We start from the raw sequence: 17,890 nt of genomic DNA, 5'->3' as shown, positions 1-17,890 counted from the left end.
CACGAGGGTAATGCAGAAGAGGGGGTGCGGCATCCGCACCGGAATCGAGTACCGCGAACGCCTGAGTCCGTCGCTCTGGGCGCTCGTCGCGGCGGCGGTCTGCGGGCCGATGGCAGCCCTCGTGTTCACGCCTGTCGACACGACGCTGGCGCTCGTGATCGGACTGCTGGTGTCCGTCGGCATCGTGGCGGCGCTGGTCGCCCTCTCCCCCGTCGTCGAGGTTCGCGACGGGGAGTTGCGGGCCGGGCGGGCGCACATCCCGGTCGATCTGCTGGGGGTGCCCTCGGGCGTCGTGGCGGAGGAGGCGCGTACCGCCCGCGGGAGTGGTCTCGACCGGCGGGCCTGGCACCTCATCCGGGGCGGGATCGACGGGATCGTCACGATTCCCGTGACCGATCCCGATGATCCGACCCCGTCGTGGGTGGTGTCCACCCGGACGCCGGACCGCCTCATCGCGGCGATCCAGCGCGCTCAGGTCAGGCTGCGCACTCCACGCAGATGAAGCCGTTGCCGCTCTCTTCGGCGATCTGCGAGCGGTGCTTGACGAGGAAGCAGTTCATACACGTGAACTCATCTTCCTGAGGGGGCAGCACGACGACGTCCAGCTCGATGTCGGACAGGTCGGCCCCGGGCAGCTCGAAGCCCGAGGGGTTGTCGGCATCCTCGTTGTCGATCGACCCCGACGTCTTGTCGGGCACGCGCTCCTTGAGGGCCTCGATCGACTCGCTGTCGTCCTCGGTCTTGCGCGGTGCGTCGTAATCGGTGGCCATGCGTGAGGGTCTCTACTTCCGGTTTTTCGTGGTGCATCGCCCGAACGGGCGGCCATAGTTTGCATGACCCGACCCCGATAAGCAAATGCTCTTCTCGGGGTGTCGGCGGGGTGGCCTCGGGCTGCAGCGCGTGAAACTCGCGGCGCGCCCGCGTTATTCCCTGGTTCGAGGGCGGGGCCGTGACAGCATGGGCGTCGACCGCAGATCGGAGGGGTGTTTCGCATGGAACAGCTCAAAGTCATCGGAACCGAGGATGACGTCCTCGTCGTCGCGACCGAGACGGGCGAACGTTTCGCCCTGCCGCTCGACGAGGTGCTGCGCGCGGAGGCGCGCCGTGCGCGCCGTGGGCGCGAGCACGACGGCGAGCGTGCGCCCCGTCCGAGCCCGCGCGACATCCAGGCGCACATCCGCGCGGGGCTCTCCGCGCGCGAGGTTGCGACGCTGCTGAACGCCCGCGTCGAGGACGTCGAGAGGTTCGAAGGCCCCGTGCTCGCCGAGCGCGAGCACATCGTCGCGCAGGCCCTTGCCGTGCCGGTGCTCCTCGGAGGCGCGCTCGAGCACGACGGTCCGATCACGTTCGGCGCGGCCGTGCGCGCGAAGCTCTCCGAGGCCGGTGCCTCGTCGGAGCGCTGGACGAGCTGGAAGGAATCCTCCGGCTGGATGGTCAAGCTCGAGTTCACCGCCAACGGCATCGATCACGATGCCCGCTGGGGGTTCGACCCGCGTCGGAGCACGCTGTCGCCGCAGAACTCGGACGCGATCCAGCTGTCGCGTCAGGGATCGCTCCCCGAGGGGCTGATTCCGCGGCTCCGCGCGCTCGACACGCCCCTGCCCAAGGACGACTCCCGCTTCGACAGCGGCGCCTTCGGCCCGCGTCGCCTCGACATCGAGGACGAGCCCGGCATCGAGGCCACCGGTCCCGTCGCGGCCGCCGTGCAGGCGGCGGCGATCAAGCGCGCCCCGGACGCCCCGGTCACCTCGTCGGAGACGGCCGACCTCCTCGAGGCGCTGCGTCGACGCCGTGGGCAGCGCGAACCGCTTCCCGGCACCGCCGAGGTGCGCGAGCCGGAACAGCGGACGCCCAGTGCGCCCGTCGCTCTGTTCGACGCCCTGGAGCCCGAGTACCGTGCCGAAGAGCCCGAGGCCGAGCCCGAGCGCACCCCCGCGCCCCCGGCATCCACGGATTCCGGTCGACGCGCGAAGGGCCGGCCCTCGATGCCGTCGTGGGACGAGATCGTCTTCGGCGCCCGCACCGACGAGAGCTGACGCGCGGAGCGCCGCGATGCCGCCGCGCGGCACGCAACCCGCCCGGGTCAGGCGAACGCGCCGAGCCGCAGGAGCGGCACCGTGCGCTCCTCGTCGGTGAGCGAGCCGTGCTGGCCCACCATGCGCTGCGGCCGCTTGTCGGTCTCGCGGTCGTCGTAGTACGCGAAACGTCCGCGCGCGGCGACGAGCACGTCGCCGATGCGCCCGCGAACCTCCGGCGCGACCGGGCCGAACAGCCCCTCCGTGACCGCCTCGTCGCGCGTGAGCACCCAGGCCCGCGCCTGCTCCCGCTCGCGCCAGCGCGAGGCCACGGCATCCGCTCGACCGGGCGCGGTGTAGAGGTGCAGCATGCGGGGCTCGCCGCCGACGATCTCGACGTCCTCCACGAGGGGATCGCCGTGCGTGAGCAGCACGTGCTTGCGCGCGGGGACGTCGACCATACCGTGGTCCGCCGTGACCAGCACGCCGGTTTCCCGGTCGATCGCTCCGGCGAGGTCGCGGGCGGCGGCGTCGACGCGTTCGAGGGCGTCGGTCCAGCGGTCGGACTCCCATCCGTCGCGGTGTCCGGCGCTGTCGAGGTCGGGCGCGTACAGGTAGACGAGGGCTCCGGGATGCCGGGCGGTGAGGTCGGCGGCGATGGCCGCGCGTTCGCGTACGTCGGTGGCCGACACGAACTCGGCGCCGCGCAACGTCGCGGTCGTGAAGCCCGTGCCTACGTAGTCGGGGCGGGAGACGACGAAGACGGGGCGCCCGCGCTCGGCCTCCACCTCGAACAGCGGACGGCTGCGCTGCCACGTGCGCGGATCGAGGCCGTCGGTCTCCCAGCCGTGCAGCTGGTTCGCGGCGACGTCCGTGCCGGGGATCAGCGTGCGGTATCCGACGATCCCGTGCTCCCCCGGCTCGGTGCCGGTGAGCAGGCTCGTGAGGGCCGCGGCGGTCGTCGACGGGAAGACGGTGCGGGCGACGTCGCGACGCGACCCGGCGGAGCCGAGGAACCGCGCGTGACCGCGGCGCTCGGCGAGATTGTGCGATCCGAGACCGTCGATGACGAACACCACGGCGCTGCGAGCGGGGGCGAACCACTCCGACCGGCCGTCGAGGGCGGCGATCGCCTCGGTCACCACACCGGTGAGGCTCCGGGCGCGCGGCGGGCCCGCCGGTAGGCTGAAAGACATCGGGGCCAGTCTTCCATACGACTTTCCGCCCCCGTCGAGATCGACGCCCGCCCGACCCGAGGCCGCACCTATGCCCGATTCCCGTTCCGCCGCTTCCCCCGCACCCGAGCGCATCGAAGACGTTGATGTCTCGGCCGAGATGCAGGGGTCGTTCCTCGAGTACGCGTACTCCGTCATCTACTCGCGTGCCCTGCCCGATGCCCGCGACGGGCTGAAGCCCGTCCAGCGTCGCATCCTCTACCAGATGGCCGAGATGGGCCTGCGGCCCGACCGCGGCCACGTGAAGAGCGCCCGCGTCGTGGGCGAGGTGATGGGAAAGCTGCACCCGCACGGCGACGCCCCGATCTACGACGCGCTCGTGCGCCTCGCGCAGCACTTCTCGCTGCGCGTGCCCCTCATCGACGGTCACGGCAACTTCGGCTCGCTCGACGACGGCCCCGCCGCCCCCCGCTACACCGAGGCGCGTCTCGCCCCGCCCGCCCTGGCGCTCACCGAGAACCTCGACGAGGACGTCGTCGACTTCGTGCCGAACTACGACGGGCAGTTCCAGCAGCCCGACGTGCTGCCGGCAGCGTTCCCCAACCTGCTGGTGAACGGCGCGACCGGCATCGCGGTCGGCATGGCGACGAACATGGCACCCCACAACCTCATCGAGGTCGTGGGCGCCGCGACGCACCTCCTCCAGAATCCCGATGCCACGGTCGACGAGCTCATGGAGTTCGTTCCCGGCCCCGACCTGCCGTCGGGCGGCATCATCGTCGGCCTCGACGGCATCAAGGACGCCTACACGAACGGCCGCGGGTCGTTCCGGACGCGGGCGAAGGCGTCGATCGAATCGCTCGGCCCCCGCCGCACCGGCATCGTCATCACGGAGCTCCCGTACCTCGTCGGCCCCGAGCGGGTGATCGAGAAGATCAAGGATGCCGTGCAGTCGAAGAAGCTCGCGGGCATCGCCGACGTCACCGACCTCAGCGACCGCCAGCACGGCCTGCGCCTCGTCATCGGCATCAAGACCGGGTTCGACCCGCAGGCGGTTCTGGAGCACCTGTACCGGCTGACCCCGCTCGAGGACTCCTTCGGCATCAACAATGTCGCGCTCGTCGACGGACAGCCGCAGACCCTCGGACTGCGCGAGATGTTGCGGGTGTACCTCGACCACCGCATCCGCGTCGTCACCCGTCGTAGCGAGTACCGGTTGGCGCGCAAACGCGAGCGGCTGCACCTCGTCGAGGGCCTCCTCATCGCGATCCTCGACATCGACGAGGTCATCCAGGTCATCAGGTCCTCGGACGACGGCGAGCAGGCGCGCACGCGCCTGCAGGAGGTGTTCGACCTCTCCCACCCGCAGGCCGAGTACATCCTCGAGCTGCGCCTGCGACGCCTGACGAAGTTCTCCCGCATCGAGCTCGAAGCCGAACGCGACCAGTTGCAGGCCGAGATCGATCAGCTCGTCGAGCTCCTCGCCAGCGACGTGCTGCTGCGCGGGCAGGTCGCCAGCGAGCTCGAGGCCGCGGCCGAGGCGTACGGCACTCCGCGTCGCACGATGCTGCTGAACGGCGGCCCGGTGCAGCCCCGGTCGGCCAGAGCCGCCGCGGCCGCCGACCTGCAGATCGCCGACGCCCCCTGCCGCGTGTTCCTCTCGGCCACGGGACGCATGGTGCGCGCCGAGCTCACCGCCGACGCCCCGGGCGGTGGGGTCGTTCCGCCGACGCGGCGCGCCAAGCACGACGCGATCCGCTCCTCGGTGGATACGACGACCCGCGGCGACATCGGCGCCGTGACGTCCACCGGACGTCTCGTCCGCTTCTCCCCCGTCGACCTGCCGTCGGTGCCCGGCAACGCGGTCCAGCTGGCCGCCGGAACCAAGGTCGAGCAGTACCTCACCCTCGGCAAGGGCGAGCAGGTCGTCGCACTCGTCCCCCTGACCGACGGCCCGCCCCTCGCGCTCGGCACGGCCCAGGGAATCGTGAAGCGCGTGGCCGCGAGCGAGCTCGGCACGAAGCCCGAGATCGAGATCATCGCCCTCCGCGACGGCGACCGCGTGGTCGGGGCGGCCCCGGCCTCGGATGCCGCGGAACTCGTGTTCGTCGCCGACGACGCGCAGCTGCTGCGGTTCGACGCATCGTCCGTGCGGCCGCAGGGTCGCTCGGCCGGGGGCATGGCCGGCATCCGGTTGTCCGACGGCGCGCACGTGATCGCGTTCGCGGTCGTCGGCGGCTCGGCGTTCGACGCCGTCGTCGTCACGGTCGCGGGATCCACCGCCGCGCTGGCGGGGACGGATGCCGGGAGCGCCAAGGTCTCGGCCTTCACCGAGTTCCCCGCCAAGGGGCGTGCCACCGGCGGTGTGCGCGCGCAGCGCCTGCTGCGCGGCGAGGACGCGCTCACGCTCGCCTGGGTCGGGTCCGACCCGCGGGCCGTCGGCACGGACGGATCCGTGCGGACCCTCCCCGAGCCCGGCGCCAAGCGCGACGCGTCCGGTCAGCCGCTCGACGCGGTCGTGGGCGCGATCGGCACCGCGATCCGCTGATGCCCGCGGGGCGGGGCTGCGCTCGGCAGCGCCGCCCCGTTGCCTCAGACGTCGATGCGCTCGCGGGCCAGGCGGTCGCTCGAGTCGACGATGAACTCGCGGCGCGGAGCGACGTCACTGCCCATCAGGAGGTCGAAGACCTTCGCGGCTTCCTCGATGTCGCGGACCTGCACGCGGCGGAGGGTGCGCCCGGCGCGGTCCATCGTGGTCGTCGCCAGCTGATCGGCATCCATTTCGCCCAGGCCCTTGTACCGCTGGATCGGTTCCTGCCAGCGCTTGTTCGCCTTCTTGAGCTTGGCGAGGAGGGCGTGCAGTTCCTGCTCGCTGTACGTGTAGATCGTCTCGTTCGGCTTGGAGCCGGGGTTCATCACGATCACGCGGTGCAGCGGCGGCACGGCGGCGAACACACGCCCCGCCTCGACGAGCGGGCGCATGTAGCGGAAGAAAAGCGTCAGCAGCAGCGTGCGGATGTGCGCGCCGTCGACGTCGGCGTCGCTCATCAGGATGATCTTCCCGTAGCGCGCGGCATCGAGGTCGAACGAGCGGCCGGAGCCCGCGCCGATGACCTGGATGATCGAGGCGCATTCGGCGTTGGACAGCATGTCGCTGATCGACGCCTTCTGCGTGTTGAGGATCTTGCCGCGGATCGGGAGCAGCGCCTGGTAGGCGCTGTTGCGGGCGTCGCGGGCCGTGCCGAGCGCCGAGTTGCCCTCGACGATGAACAGCTCGGAGTCGGCGACGTCGTTCGACCGGCAGTCGACGAGCTTCGACGGCAGCGACGAGGATTCGAGCGCGTTCTTGCGGCGCTGCGTCTCTTTGTGCGTGCGCGCGGAGATGCGCGCCTTCATCTCGGAGACGACCTTCTCGAGCAGCAGCGCCGTCTGCGCCTTATCGTCGCGCTTGGGCGAGGCGAAGCGCTCGGTCAGCTCCTTGGCGACGACCTGCGACACGATCTGCCGCACGGCCGGGGTGCCGAGCACCTCTTTCGTCTGGCCCTCGAACTGCGGCTCGGGGAGCCGGACCGTGAGGACCGCGGTCAGACCGGCGAGGATGTCATCCTTCTCGATCTTGTCGTTGCCGACCTTCAGCTTGCGCGCGTTCTGCTCGACCTGCGTGCGCAGGATCTTCATGAGGCCCTGCTCGAAGCCCTGCTGGTGTGTGCCGCCCTTGGGCGTGGCGATGATGTTGACGAACGAACGGGCGGTCGTGTCGTAGCCGGTGCCCCAGCGGACGGCGATGTCGACCTCGCACTCGCGCTGCACCTCGGTCGGGACCATCGAGCCGCCGGGCTGCAGGACCGGCACGGTCTCGGTGAACGTCCCCGTGCCGGTGAGGCGCCAGGTGTCGGTGATCGCGGCGTCGGGGGCGAGGAAGTCGGCGAATTCGGAGATGCCGCCGTCGAAGCGGTAGCTGGTCTCGACCGGCTCGTCGCCGCGCTCGTCGGTGATGACGATCTCGAGACCCGGAACGAGGAACGCCGTCTGCCGCGCGCGCTGCACGAGCTCGTCGAATCCGAACGCGGCATCCTTCGTGAAGATCTGCCGGTCGGCCCAGTACCGGATCCGCGTGCCGGTGGCGCCGCGCGCGGCCTTGCCGACCACGCGCAGTTCGCTGCTCGCGTCGTACGGTGTGAAGGCCGAGTCGGGACCGTCGCCCGCGAACACCCCGGGCTCGCCGCGGTGGAACGACATCGCGTACGTCTTGCCGCCCCGGTCGACCTCGACGTCGAGACGCTCGGACAGCGCGTTGACGACCGATGCACCGACGCCGTGGAGACCGCCGGAGGCCGCGTACGAGCCGCCGCCGAACTTGCCGCCGGCGTGCAGCTTCGTGAAGACGACCTCGACGCCCGTGAGACCGGTGCGCGGTTCGACGTCGACCGGGATGCCGCGGGCCCGGTCACGCACCTCGACGCTGCCGTCGCGGTACAGAAGCACGTCGATGCGCGTCCCGTGCCCGGCGAGGGCTTCGTCGACGGAGTTGTCGATGATCTCCCACAGGCAGTGCATGAGACCCCGGGAGTCGGTGGAGCCGATGTACATGCCCGGGCGCTTGCGCACCGCTTCGAGTCCTTCGAGGACCTGGAGATGATGGGCGGAATACTCGGACGTCACGATCTCCCAGCGTAATCGGGGGCTCCGACATCGGCTTGCAGACACACAGCGAGGTCGGGTCACCGTACGCGCACAGCGAAATGTGATCAAGCCGCGGCATAGGGGAAACATCCGCGTGGTTGTATATGGGGACTCGCCCACGATCACCCGAGGAGGGCACCCGACATGACCACCACGACTGCACCCGACGCGTCCGCCGTCCTCGATCACCGCCTCACGGCAGCCGATCGCTGCGACTCCTGCGGAGCGCAGGCCTACATCGCCGCCGAGGTCAACGGCAGCGAGCTCCTTTTTTGCGCCCACCACGGACGCAAGTACGAAGAGAAGCTCCGCAGCATCGCCACCTCCTGGCACGACGAGACCGCGCGTCTCACCGCCGGCGACTGACCGACTTCGTCCGAACGGGCTCCGAGCCGCTCTCACCGAGCGGAACGGGGCCCGTTCGACGTATAACGGCGGGGCACGGCCGGTGAGACGCGCAGCGCGATCTCCTCACCGATCGTGTCGATGAGTTCGGCCAGATCCGTCGCGGATGCCACTCCCCCGCGCCCGAACACGATCACGTCGTCGCCGACGACGGCATCCGTCCATCCCTCGACGAGAAGGAAGTCCGGCCCGATGCGCCGCACGAGGCGCGGACCCGCCGGGGTCGCCACGGAGAATCTCCCCTGGAGCGCGGACGGCAGCCCGTGCAGGCTGCCGAGGTCGAGACGCACGGTGTCGCCCTCGATCGCGGTGACGGACGCGACCAGCGACGAGATGGGCTCGATTCCGAGTTCCGCCTCGCCCGGCCCTCCCGCGGGACGGATGCCGTAGGAGAACGCGCCGACCCGCACGAGGTCCTCGCGGAACGGCTCGCGCGCGAACCCGGCCGCGCTGGCGGCCAGGTGCGAGAACCGCGGCCTGAGTCCCGCCTCGACGGCAGCGGCCCGCGCGGCGAGGAAGAGGGCGCGGGCGTCGTCGTCGTCGGCATCCGAGGCTTCCGAGATGTGCGACCACACGCCCTCGAAGGTCGCGCGGCCACCGTCGACGAGGCGTGAGAGGTTCTTCAGCGCTGCGCCCCACCGCTCGGGACGGATGCCGTTGCGGTGCAGGCCCGTGTCGATCTTGAGGTGGACGCGCGCCGCGCTCGGGAGGTCGGGGAGCGCCGCGAGGTCGGCAAGGAGCGCCTCGTCGCCGATGCCGAGGTCGAGGTCCGCCGCCACTCCCGCGGCGAGGTCGTCGGCACCGCCCAGGAGCCACACGAAGATGCGTGCGTCGGGCCCGGTGATTTTGCGTACGGCGCGGCCGGTCTCGACGTCGAACGCGCCGATCCAGGTCACGCCCTCGGCCGTGGCCCGGCGGATGATCGCCTCGAGACCGTGCGCGTAGGCGTCGTCCTTCACGACGAGCATGTGCTGCGCGGGAGCGACCGATTCTCGCACACGCGCGAGGTTGCGCGCGAAGGCGTCGAGATCGACGCGGTACTCGGCGCTCACGCGACCACCGTCCGCACGGCCCGGGTGCCGACGGCGGCGACGATCTCCCCGGCGCTCCAGCCCGTGGCATCCGTCCACTCGCTCAGCGACGGGTGCCCGGCGTCGGGATCACCGAAGAACACCGCGTCCGTGCCCCATTCGGGCCGGGCGTCGGTGACGTCGACGACGCACACGTCCATCGCCACGCGCCCGACGATGCGGTACCGGCGCCCTGCGATCACGACGTCGGCGACGTTCCCCAGGGACCGCACGACGCCCTGGGCGTAGCCGCCCGTGACGAGGGCGACGGTCGTGTCGCTCGGGGCGCGGTGGATGTACCCGTACGACACGCCCTCGCCCTCAAGGAGCGGCTTCGTTCCGAGCACACGCCCGTGCAGCGACAGCACGGGCTTCGCGCGCGGATCGCCGCCGGGGAGCCCGTACAGCGACGCCGCGTCGACGTCGCCCGGGTCGATGTCGAGCGCCGAGAGAACGGATGCCACCCACTCCGCGCCGTGGCCCCAGGCATCGACCGCGAGGGCGTCGCCGTCGCGCGGGCCGTCCGCAGTGCGTGCGGCGGCGAGGAGCGCGTTTGCGCGCAGATTCCGCTCCGACAGGCGGGCCACCGGAGCCACTCCCCCCGCGTCGGCGCGGACGGGGAGCGTGGAGGTCACGCCATCTAGACTATCCGGGTCCCCCGTCGCCGACCCCGGAGCCTCAATGCCTCAGCAGGGTTTCTCCCTCGTCCCCCGCCTGCGCTACCTCGCCGGACGTGCCCGCCGCATCGACGTCGGGTCGGTCATCGAGCGTGCGAAGGAGGCGTCGGAGCAACACGGCAAGGCGCTGCCGCTCGTCGTCGCCGACATGCTGTACCAGGCGGGCGTGAAGAACGTCGGCTTTCAGGACTACATCGACTACGACTTCGCGATCCTGAGCCCCGCCGAGCGGGCGACGTACATGACGCACCCCGTGTCGAACCAGATCTCGCAGAAGTTCGACCACCCCGACTACCGGTACATCTTCCAGGACAAGGTCGAGTTCGACCGTCGCTTCAGCGAGTTCCTGCGCCGCGAGTGGATGGTCGTCGATGAGACGAACGCCGACGAGTTGCGCGCGTTCACCGAGCGCCTCGGCACCATCGTGACCAAGGAGCCCGTGGGTCAGGCCGGCACCGGCGTGCACCGCTATCACGCGGCCGAGGTCGAGGACTGGACGGCATTCCACCGCGGTCTGCTCGAACGCGGCGAGATCCTCGTGGAAGAGGTCATCCGCCAGCACGACGACCTCGCCGCCGTCTGCCCCGGCACCGTCAACACGACGCGCGTCACGGCGTTCTTCGACGGCCAGAAGACCCACATCCTCGCCATGGCGCAGAAGTTCGGCCGCGGTGCGGTCAGCGACCAGATGACGTTCGGCGGCTTCTACACGATGCTCGACGAGAACGGCCACGCGCTCGGCGCCGGATACGACTCGCACGGTCACGTGCACGAGGTCCACCCCGACTCGGGCGTGCGGATCGGCGACTTCCAGCTGCCCTTCGTCGACGAAGTGAAGGCCTTCGTCGACCGCGTCGCCCGCGTCGTCCCGCAGGTGCAGTACGTCGGTTGGGACATCGTCGTCGGCCCCGACGGACCCGTCCTCGTCGAGGGCAACTGGGGTGCCGGCGTGTACGAGAACAAGCCCAGCGTCACCGGCATCCGCACCGGTCACAAGCCGCGCTACCGCGCCGCGATCGGATTCTGATCCCGGATGCCATATGCCCGCTCCCACGTGGGGCGCACAACTCCTGCATACCGGCGCCTGTAAGCCGGTCGGCGTTGCCGCGGCTGGGGTCCCGCAGGAGTTGTGAGGCTTCGGATCGGTTCAGTGGTGGCGGGAGCGCAGCGGACCCGGCTTGGCGCTCGGCCGTGTCGGGCGCTCGGGGCGCCGGGCTGCCGCACAACTCCTGCAGATCGCTCTGAGCGCGCCACTCCGAGCGGCGGCAGACCGGTTCTGCCGGAGTTGTGAGCCCCCGGATGCCGAGAAGGCCCGCCCCCGATGAGGGAGCGGGCCTTCTGTTTGGTCGGTGTCAGGCGGGGCGGACGATGCCGAGCGGCGTGGATTCGTGTCCCTGCCCGAGCGGGTTGTCCTTGAGGATCGCGACGAGGCGCTTCTCGCCGGCCTTGTCGAGCGTCGACCCGAGGATGTTGCCGCCCAGGTCGTTGATGTCGACGACGGCGACGTCGAGGTCGATGCCGAGCAGCGCCTTGAGGCGGGCGGCCACCTCGCGGGGACGCTCCGGTCCGAGCACGACCGCCTGGTTGTACGGCGGGATCGTGCCCTTGGTGGGGCCGTCGATCGCGCGAGCCTTGTCGCCCGCGATGCGGTAGAAGTCGCCCTTGCGTCCGAACGTCTTGGTCACGGCCGAGACGGCCGCGGCGAAGAGGATGCGGGGCGTTCCGCACTCGCGCAGCGCCATCTCCATCGTCTCGGGCATGCCCAGGCCGATACCGTACGGCGTCCGCGTCACGTACTTCGACAGGAACAGCGCGAGCTTGCGGGGCTTGATGCTGTCGAGCTTGAACGAGCGGCCCTGCGTGATCGCGACGATCTTCTCGGTGACGAACAGCAGGTCGCCCGGCTGCACGGCATCCTTCGCGTACTCGAGGATGAACGCGTCGAGGTCGTCGCCCGGCATGACGACCCGCGTGCGGATCGGGATGCGGGCGAACGTCGTGCCCTCGACGGTGCGGGTCAGTGCCTTCCCGGCGTTGGCCTCGGCGCTCATTCGAGGTAGTCCCGCAGCGACTGCGACCGGCTGGGGTGCCGGAGCTTGGCCATCGTCTTCGACTCGATCTGGCGGATGCGCTCACGCGTCACGCCAAACGTGTCACCGATCTGGTCGAGCGTCTTGGGCTGCCCGTCGCCGAGGCCGAAGCGCATGCGGATGACGCCCGCTTCGCGCTCGCTGAGCGAGTCGAGGAGTGACTCGAGCTGGCGCTGGAGCATCGTGAAGCCCACGGCGTCGGCCGGGACGACCGCCTCGGTGTCTTCGATCAGGTCGCCGAACTCGCTGTCGCCGTCCTCGCCGAGCGGGGTGTGCAGCGAGATGGGCTCGCGGCCGTACTTCTGCACCTCGATGACCTTCTCGGGGGTCATGTCGAGTTCGCGGCTCAGTTCCTCGGGCGTGGGTTCGCGACCGAGGTCCTGCAGCATCTGACGCTGGACGCGCGCGAGCTTGTTGATGACCTCGACCATGTGCACCGGGATGCGGATGGTGCGGGCCTGGTCGGCCATGGCACGCGTGATCGCCTGACGGATCCACCAGGTGGCGTACGTCGAGAACTTGAAGCCCTTGGTGTAGTCGAACTTCTCGACCGCACGGATGAGGCCCAGGTTGCCCTCCTGGATGAGGTCGAGGAACTGCATGCCGCGACCGGTGTAACGCTTGGCGAGCGAGACGACCAGGCGGAGGTTCGCGCCGAGGAGGTGGCTCTTCGCGCGCTGACCGTCACGGGCGACCCACTGCAGGTCGAGACCGAGCTGGCTCGTCTTCTCGGCCGGCGACATGTTCGAGAGCTTCTCTTCGGCGAAGAGACCCGCCTCGATGCGCATCGCGAGCTCGACCTCTTCGGCCGCGTTGAGGAGCGGGACCTTACCGATCTGCTTCAGGTAGTCCTTGACGGGGTCGGCGGTCGCGCCGGTGATCTGCGCCGAGTAAACCGGGACGTCATCCTCGTCGCTCGACGAGATGACGATCGCGCCGGTCGGAAGCGCCTCGGCGACCGCCGCGGGCTTCTCTTCGTCGTCCTCGTCGTCGTCGCTGTCGTCCGGCTTCTTGGCCGCGGGCTTCGCGGCGTCGTCGCTGTCGGTGTCGTCGTCCTCGTCGGAGTCGTCCGCGACCTCGAGGTCTTCGTCGAGGTCTTCCTCGATCTCGTCCTCTTCGATGTCGTCGTCGGCCTTCGCCTTGGACTTCGCCTTGGCGGGCGCCGCCTTGGCCTTGGCGGGGGCCTTCTTGGCCGCAGTCTTCTTCGACGCGGTCGTGGTCTCCTCCGCGGTGTCGAGGTCGGTGTCCTTCTCACTGCGGGAGCGGGTCTGGGTGTTCGTGCCTGCCACGTTTCGCCTTTCACCGGGAACGTACGTTGCACGGCCGCCGGTCGTTCTCGGACACTAGTAAGACCCTTGTCAAGTCCGATCCGGTGGAGCGGGCTCCAGGTTCGGCCGACAATGGGTCAGGTTCTTCATTGTCTCACATCCCCGGCGCAGGACTTGACGCGCACCAGGCATCTGTGCGTATACAACCGTTCACGGCCGCGAGGTATTCCTGTGCGGCGTGGTCGTGGGAGGCCGCGTCGGCGCGGATCCCGGCATTCGCGGTCGTGCGTGCGTGGCTGATCAGCCCAGACGCCCGCGGCGGTCGTCGTCGCCGGGGCGGTTGGCGAGGAACCGCTCGAGCTCGGCCGCGAGCTCGTCGGCGCTCGGTAGATCGCCGGTGTGGATGATCGGTGTCGCCTGGGTGGAGCCGGCCATGTAGGCGTCGTAGCGCTCCTCGAGCCCCTGCAGCATGCGGGTCAGCTCCTCGCTGCCTTCGACCTGTTCGGTGACCTTGCCGAGGAACTCGCGGTTCTCCTCCCTCAGGACCTCACCGGAGAAGACGAGTCCCGTCGCAACCGTGAGACTGTCGAGCGCAGCCAGCGCCGCCGCGGGATACTCGGTGTCTCCGAGGTAATGCGGCACGAGCAGGGCGAAGCCGGCGACTTTGGCGCCGGCCTCGGCGAAGCGGTACTCGAGCAGGTGTCCGGCGGTCGAGGGGATGTGCGTGTGCGGACGCCACACCGAGTGCGCCTCCGCGAGGTCGCTCCTTGTTCCGCTCACCGTGGTGCCGATCGGACGGGTGTGGGGCACGGGCATGGGGATCGCGTGCACCCACGTCACGGACGACACCTGAAGGCCGGCGCTGATCTCGAGGACGCTCTCGGCGAACGCCTCCCAGAGGAAGTCCGGTTCGTAGCCGGCGAGCAGCAGGAACGGCTGGCCCAGCGAATCGTGGGCGAGCGACAGCTCGAGGCGCGGGGGCCGATAGTCCGTGAGGTGGTCTTCGACGAAAGTGATGAGCGGTCGCCGTGCGCGATAGTCGAGCAGCGTGTCGTTGTCGAAGACGACGACGGGGTTCGGCTCGAGATCGTCGCGGAAGTACTCGACGAGGCGCGCAACGGCGCCGCCCGCATCGGTGAAGCCCGTGAGCGCGATGACCAGCGGCAGCCCCGACGGCACCGGCGGCGCGGCGGGGGCGCGGTCGTACAGCGGTGCGGGATAGGCCATGTCTCCACTCTACGAGCCGGGTCGGACACCTCGGCGACGGTGCGTCCCGCTGCTAGCGAACACCCGCGAACCTAGGATGGAACCCATGCCGTATCCCTCCGTCACGCACACCGATGTCCCCGTCCTCGAGTCCGGCGCCGACGCGATCCTCCTCGTGGTCCCGAAGACGAACGGCTCCACGACGGATCCCGAGGGCTGGGACGGTCTCAGCGCATCGCTGACCGCGGTGGGCTTCACCGGTGGGCCCGGATCGTTCCAGCGCGTGCACGTCCCCGGCGTTGCCGTCCCCGTCGCCGTGGTGGGCGCCGGATCCGACCCGGATGCCGCTGCCGTCCGCGACGCCGTTGGAACGGGCCTGCGCCAGCTCACCGGATTCGAGCACGTCGCCGTCCAGTCGTTCGTCGACGTCCCGTGGGCGTCGCTGGCCGAGGGGGCGGCGCTCGGTGGATACCGTTTCGCCGGCTACAAGACCGATGCTCCCAAGGAGCGCGCGTCGCGGGTGTCGGTGTACACGCCGGACGCCCCGACCGAGGCTGAGCAGACCGCTGTGTCGGCGATCGCCGGCGCCGTGGCGCTCGTGAAGGACCTCGTCACGACCCCCGCCGAATGGCTCGGACCCGCCGACTTCGCGGACGCTGCGGTGGAGGCCGTGAAGGGGCTCCCCGTCACGGTCCGCGTGCTTGACGAGTACGCGCTCACCGAGGGCGGCTACGGCGGAATCCTCGGTGTCGGCCAGGGGTCGGACCGGCCGCCGCGCCTCGTCCACCTCGAGTACGCCCCGGCCGACGCCGGTCGCCACGTCGCCCTGGTCGGCAAGGGCATCACGTTCGATACGGGCGGACTCTCGCTCAAGCCCGCGGCGTCCATGGTCGGGATGAAGTACGACATGTGCGGTGCGGCGACGGTGCTCGCGGTGCTGCGCGCCGCGGCGGAGATGGCGTTGCCGGTCCGCGTGAGCGCATGGCTCTGCATCGCGGACAACATGCCCTCGGGCCGCGCGACCCGCCCGGGAGACGTGCTCCGCATGCTCGACGGCACCACCGTCGAGGTGCTCAACACGGATGCGGAGGGTCGCCTGGTGCTGGCCGACGGTCTCGTCGCCGCGAGCCGCGAGAATCCCGACCTCATCGTCGATGTCGCGACATTGACCGGAGCGATCACGGTCGCCCTCGGTAATCGCCACACCGGCGTCATGGGTGAGGACGCCGCCGTCGCCGAGTACCTCGCCGCCGCCGAGCGGGTCTCCGAACTCGCGTGGCAGCTCCCGCTCCCGGCCCACATGGTCGACGACCTGGACTCCCCCATCGCCGACCTGCAGAACGCGAAGATCGGCGACCCGGCCGGCGGGTCGCTCTTCGCCGGTCTCTTCCTCCGCCACTTCGTCGGGCGTGTCTCGGAAGAGGCGGACGCGCCGCGCATCCCCTGGGTGCACCTCGACATCGCCGGCGTCGGCATGAACAAGGGTGCGCCGTACGGCTTCACGGACAAGGGTGTGACCGGCGCGACCGTGCGCCCGCTGATCGAACTCATCGCCGCCGGCGGCGTTCGGTGACCGAGTACTCCGCCGACGTCGTCGTGCTGGGCGGAGGCAGCGGCGGATACGCCGCGGCCCTGCGCCTCGCCGAACTCGGCAAGGACGTCGTCCTCGTCGAGAAGGACAAGCTCGGCGGCACTTGCCTCCACCGGGGCTGCATCCCGACCAAGGCGCTCCTGCACGCGGCCGAGGTCGCCGATGCGGCGCGCGGGGCCGAGGAGATCGGGGTCCAGGCGACATTCGCGGGCATCGATCCGGCGCGTGTGCGTTCGTACCGCGAGGGAATCGTCGCGAAGAAGTTCAAGGGCCTGGAGGGACTGATCTCGACCCGCGGCATCCGCGTGGTGGCCGGTGAGGGATCGCTCGAGGCGGGCCCGGCCGTGCGGGTCGGCGATGACCTGTACCGCGCGTCGGATGTCATCCTCGCCACCGGGTCGTACACCCGCACTCTTCCGGGGCTCGAGATCGCGGGCCGCGTGCTGAGCAGCGAGCAGGCGCTCGACCTCGACGTCGTGCCCGCGCGCGTCGTCGTCCTCGGCGGTGGGGTGATCGGCGTGGAGTTCGCCAGCGTGTGGCGCTCCTTCGGCGTCGAGGTGACGATCGTCGAGGCGCTGCCACACCTGCTGCCCGCCGAGGACGTCTCCTCGAGCAAGGCACTGGAACGGGCGTTCCGCAAGCGCGGGATCGCGTTCCACCTGGGTAAGCGCTTCTCGTCGATCACCGAGACGGCAGCCTCCGTGACGGTCAGCCTGGACGACGGAACGACCCTCGACGCCGATTACGTCCTGGTCGCGGTCGGTCGTGGCCCCGCCACCGCGGGCCTGGGGTTCGAGGAAGCCGGCATCGGCCTCGAGCGCGGTTTCGTGCAGACCGACGAGCGTCTCCGCACCACCGTCCCGCACGTGTGGGCCGTGGGTGACATCGTCGCCGGTCTGCAGCTGGCCCACCGCGGATTCGCGCAGGGCATCTTCGTGGCGGAGGAGATCGCCGGCCTCGCTCCGGTGCTCGTGCCCGACATCGATGTCCCGCGCGTGGCGTACTCGCATCCCGAGGTCGCGTCCGTCGGACTCACGGAGGCCCAGGCGCAGGAGCGCTTCGGCGCTGAGGGCATCCGTGCCTACGAGTACAACCTTGCGGGCAATGGGCGCAGTGAGATCATCGGCACCTCGGGCATCGTGAAGATCGTCCGTCGCGTCGACGGCCCCGTCCTGGGTGCCCACCTCGTGGGCGACCGCGTCGGCGAACTCATCACCGAGGCGCAGCTCGCGATCGGGTGGGAAGCCCACCCCGAGGACATCGCCCCCTTCATCCACGCCCACCCCACTCAGAGCGAAGCACTGGGCGAGGCCTTCCTCGCGCTGGCCGGCAAGCCGCTGCACGCACTCTGACCCCTCAGCCGTCACTAAGCTAGACACCGCATCCGGTACGAAGGAGACATATCCATGAGCACTTCCGTCGTCCTCCCCGCTCTCGGCGAGAGCGTGACCGAGGGAACGGTCACCCGCTGGCTCAAGCAGGTCGGTGACACCGTCCAGGAGGACGAAGGTCTCTTGGAGATCTCGACCGACAAGGTCGACACCGAAATCCCCTCGCCCGTCTCGGGCGTGATCGAGGAGATCCTCGTCCAGGAGGACGAGACCGTCGAGGTCGGCGCCGTCCTCGCCAAGATCGGCGACGGCTCGGGTGCAGCTCCCGCGGATGACGCTCCCGCGGCCGCCCCCGCCGAAGAGACGCCCGCCCCCGCCG

The 17,890-nt window shown here is 70.3% G+C and carries 16 protein-coding genes; 8 read left to right on the top strand and 8 right to left on the bottom strand.

Features of this window, described 5'->3' with window-relative positions:
* The first annotated feature begins 10 nt into the window (after nt 1–10).
* On the top strand, nt 11–502 hold the full coding sequence (locus tag AVW09_RS14020) for a DUF3093 domain-containing protein (protein ID WP_022880323.1): 492 nt from the start codon (nt 11–13) through the stop codon (nt 500–502).
* Here the strand turns inward: AVW09_RS14020 and AVW09_RS14015 are convergent.
* Nucleotides 477–770, bottom strand: coding sequence for a DUF4193 domain-containing protein (locus tag AVW09_RS14015; protein WP_022880322.1), 294 nt, complete (start codon nt 768–770; stop codon nt 477–479). The two genes, AVW09_RS14020 and AVW09_RS14015, sit on opposite strands and share 26 nt — an antisense overlap.
* 222 nt (nt 771–992) lie before the next feature.
* Between AVW09_RS14015 and sepH the strand changes: the two genes are divergently transcribed.
* On the top strand, nt 993–2,036 hold the full coding sequence (gene sepH, locus AVW09_RS14010) for a septation protein SepH (RefSeq protein WP_063258656.1): 1,044 nt from the start codon (nt 993–995) through the stop codon (nt 2,034–2,036).
* A 47-nt stretch (nt 2,037–2,083) separates the two neighbouring features.
* Here the strand turns inward: sepH and AVW09_RS14005 are convergent, their stop codons facing one another.
* Nucleotides 2,084–3,211: an alkaline phosphatase family protein gene (locus AVW09_RS14005; protein WP_063258655.1), complete on the bottom strand. Its 1,128-nt coding sequence runs from the start codon at nt 3,209–3,211 to the stop codon at nt 2,084–2,086.
* Between the two features lie 70 nt (nt 3,212–3,281).
* On the opposite strand from AVW09_RS14005, the gene AVW09_RS14000 reads away from it, so the two are divergent.
* The gene (locus AVW09_RS14000; RefSeq protein ID WP_063258654.1) at nt 3,282–5,738 is read left to right on the top strand and encodes a DNA gyrase/topoisomerase IV subunit A; all 2,457 of its coding nucleotides are present in this window, start codon (nt 3,282–3,284) and stop codon (nt 5,736–5,738) included.
* A gap of 44 nt (nt 5,739–5,782) precedes the next feature.
* Here AVW09_RS14000 and AVW09_RS13995 read toward each other — a convergent pair whose 3' ends face one another.
* A complete protein-coding gene (locus AVW09_RS13995) occupies nt 5,783–7,855 on the bottom strand; it encodes a DNA gyrase/topoisomerase IV subunit B (RefSeq protein WP_156496118.1) in 2,073 nt (690 codons plus the stop codon).
* A 162-nt stretch (nt 7,856–8,017) separates the two neighbouring features.
* Here AVW09_RS13995 and AVW09_RS13990 point away from each other — a divergent pair, with 162 nt between their 5' ends.
* The gene (locus AVW09_RS13990; RefSeq protein ID WP_063258652.1) at nt 8,018–8,239 is read left to right on the top strand and encodes a DUF7455 domain-containing protein; all 222 of its coding nucleotides are present in this window, start codon (nt 8,018–8,020) and stop codon (nt 8,237–8,239) included.
* Nucleotides 8,240–8,271: 32 nt separating this feature from the next.
* Here AVW09_RS13990 and AVW09_RS13985 read toward each other — a convergent pair whose 3' ends face one another.
* Complete coding sequence (locus tag AVW09_RS13985; RefSeq protein WP_063258651.1) at nt 8,272–9,330, bottom strand: alanine racemase; 1,059 nt, start codon at nt 9,328–9,330, stop codon at nt 8,272–8,274.
* Nucleotides 9,327–9,983, bottom strand: a complete 657-nt coding sequence (locus AVW09_RS13980) for an alanine racemase C-terminal domain-containing protein (protein WP_063258650.1) — start codon at nt 9,981–9,983, stop codon at nt 9,327–9,329. The genes AVW09_RS13985 and AVW09_RS13980 overlap by 4 nt, the downstream gene beginning before the upstream one ends.
* A 46-nt stretch (nt 9,984–10,029) precedes the next feature.
* On the opposite strand from AVW09_RS13980, the gene AVW09_RS13975 reads away from it, so the two are divergent.
* Entirely contained in the window at nt 10,030–11,052 is a 1,023-nt protein-coding gene (locus tag AVW09_RS13975) for a sugar-transfer associated ATP-grasp domain-containing protein (RefSeq protein WP_063258649.1), read from the top strand.
* A 325-nt stretch (nt 11,053–11,377) separates the two neighbouring features.
* Here the strand turns inward: AVW09_RS13975 and AVW09_RS13970 are convergent, their stop codons facing one another.
* From AVW09_RS13970 to AVW09_RS13960, 3 genes are all read right to left on the bottom strand, one after another.
* Entirely contained in the window at nt 11,378–12,076 is a 699-nt protein-coding gene (locus tag AVW09_RS13970) for a coenzyme F420-0:L-glutamate ligase (protein ID WP_022878350.1), read from the bottom strand.
* Nucleotides 12,073–13,404, bottom strand: a complete 1,332-nt coding sequence (locus AVW09_RS13965) for an RNA polymerase sigma factor (RefSeq protein ID WP_063258648.1) — start codon at nt 13,402–13,404, stop codon at nt 12,073–12,075. The genes AVW09_RS13970 and AVW09_RS13965 overlap by 4 nt, the downstream gene beginning before the upstream one ends.
* A gap of 279 nt (nt 13,405–13,683) precedes the next feature.
* Nucleotides 13,684–14,610 (bottom strand): proteasome assembly chaperone family protein, encoded by a 927-nt coding sequence (locus AVW09_RS13960; RefSeq protein ID WP_063258647.1) that lies wholly within the window; start codon nt 14,608–14,610, stop codon nt 13,684–13,686.
* 85 nt (nt 14,611–14,695) lie between these two features.
* Here AVW09_RS13960 and AVW09_RS13955 point away from each other — a divergent pair, with 85 nt between their 5' ends.
* From AVW09_RS13955 to AVW09_RS13945, 3 genes are all read left to right on the top strand, one after another.
* On the top strand, nt 14,696–16,162 hold the full coding sequence (locus tag AVW09_RS13955; RefSeq protein WP_063258646.1) for a leucyl aminopeptidase: 1,467 nt from the start codon (nt 14,696–14,698) through the stop codon (nt 16,160–16,162).
* On the top strand, nt 16,159–17,532 hold the full coding sequence (gene lpdA, locus AVW09_RS13950; protein WP_063258645.1) for a dihydrolipoyl dehydrogenase: 1,374 nt from the start codon (nt 16,159–16,161) through the stop codon (nt 17,530–17,532). The genes AVW09_RS13955 and lpdA overlap by 4 nt, the downstream gene beginning before the upstream one ends.
* A 54-nt stretch (nt 17,533–17,586) precedes the next feature.
* Nucleotides 17,587–17,890, top strand: a 304-nt coding sequence (locus AVW09_RS13945) for a biotin/lipoyl-containing protein (protein WP_331709267.1), incomplete at its 3' end; no start/stop codon positions are given.

The sequence above is a fragment of the Microbacterium sp. T32 genome (genome assembly GCF_001619615.1).
In the GTDB taxonomy this organism is placed as follows: domain Bacteria; phylum Actinomycetota; class Actinomycetes; order Actinomycetales; family Microbacteriaceae; genus Microbacterium.
The sequence above is the reverse complement of the archived record's forward strand: the minus strand, read 5'-3'. Positions and strand labels throughout refer to the sequence as shown.

Excerpts from the sequence above, each read along its gene's own strand:
- AVW09_RS13990 (WP_063258652.1), top strand. The coding sequence starts at position 8,018 with ATGACCACCACGACTGCACCCGACGCGTCCGCCGTCCTCGATCACCGC.
- AVW09_RS13975 (WP_063258649.1), top strand. The coding sequence starts at position 10,030 with ATGCCTCAGCAGGGTTTCTCCCTCGTCCCCCGCCTGCGCTACCTCGCC.
- sepH (WP_063258656.1), top strand. The coding sequence starts at position 993 with ATGGAACAGCTCAAAGTCATCGGAACCGAGGATGACGTCCTCGTCGTC.
- AVW09_RS14000 (WP_063258654.1), top strand. The coding sequence starts at position 3,282 with ATGCCCGATTCCCGTTCCGCCGCTTCCCCCGCACCCGAGCGCATCGAA.
- AVW09_RS13955 (WP_063258646.1), top strand. The coding sequence starts at position 14,696 with ATGCCGTATCCCTCCGTCACGCACACCGATGTCCCCGTCCTCGAGTCC.
- AVW09_RS14020 (WP_022880323.1), top strand. The coding sequence starts at position 11 with ATGCAGAAGAGGGGGTGCGGCATCCGCACCGGAATCGAGTACCGCGAA.
- AVW09_RS13960 (WP_063258647.1), bottom strand. The coding sequence starts at position 14,610 with ATGGCCTATCCCGCACCGCTGTACGACCGCGCCCCCGCCGCGCCGCCG.
- AVW09_RS14005 (WP_063258655.1), bottom strand. The coding sequence starts at position 3,211 with ATGTCTTTCAGCCTACCGGCGGGCCCGCCGCGCGCCCGGAGCCTCACC.
- AVW09_RS14015 (WP_022880322.1), bottom strand. The coding sequence starts at position 770 with ATGGCCACCGATTACGACGCACCGCGCAAGACCGAGGACGACAGCGAG.
- AVW09_RS13970 (WP_022878350.1), bottom strand. The coding sequence starts at position 12,076 with ATGAGCGCCGAGGCCAACGCCGGGAAGGCACTGACCCGCACCGTCGAG.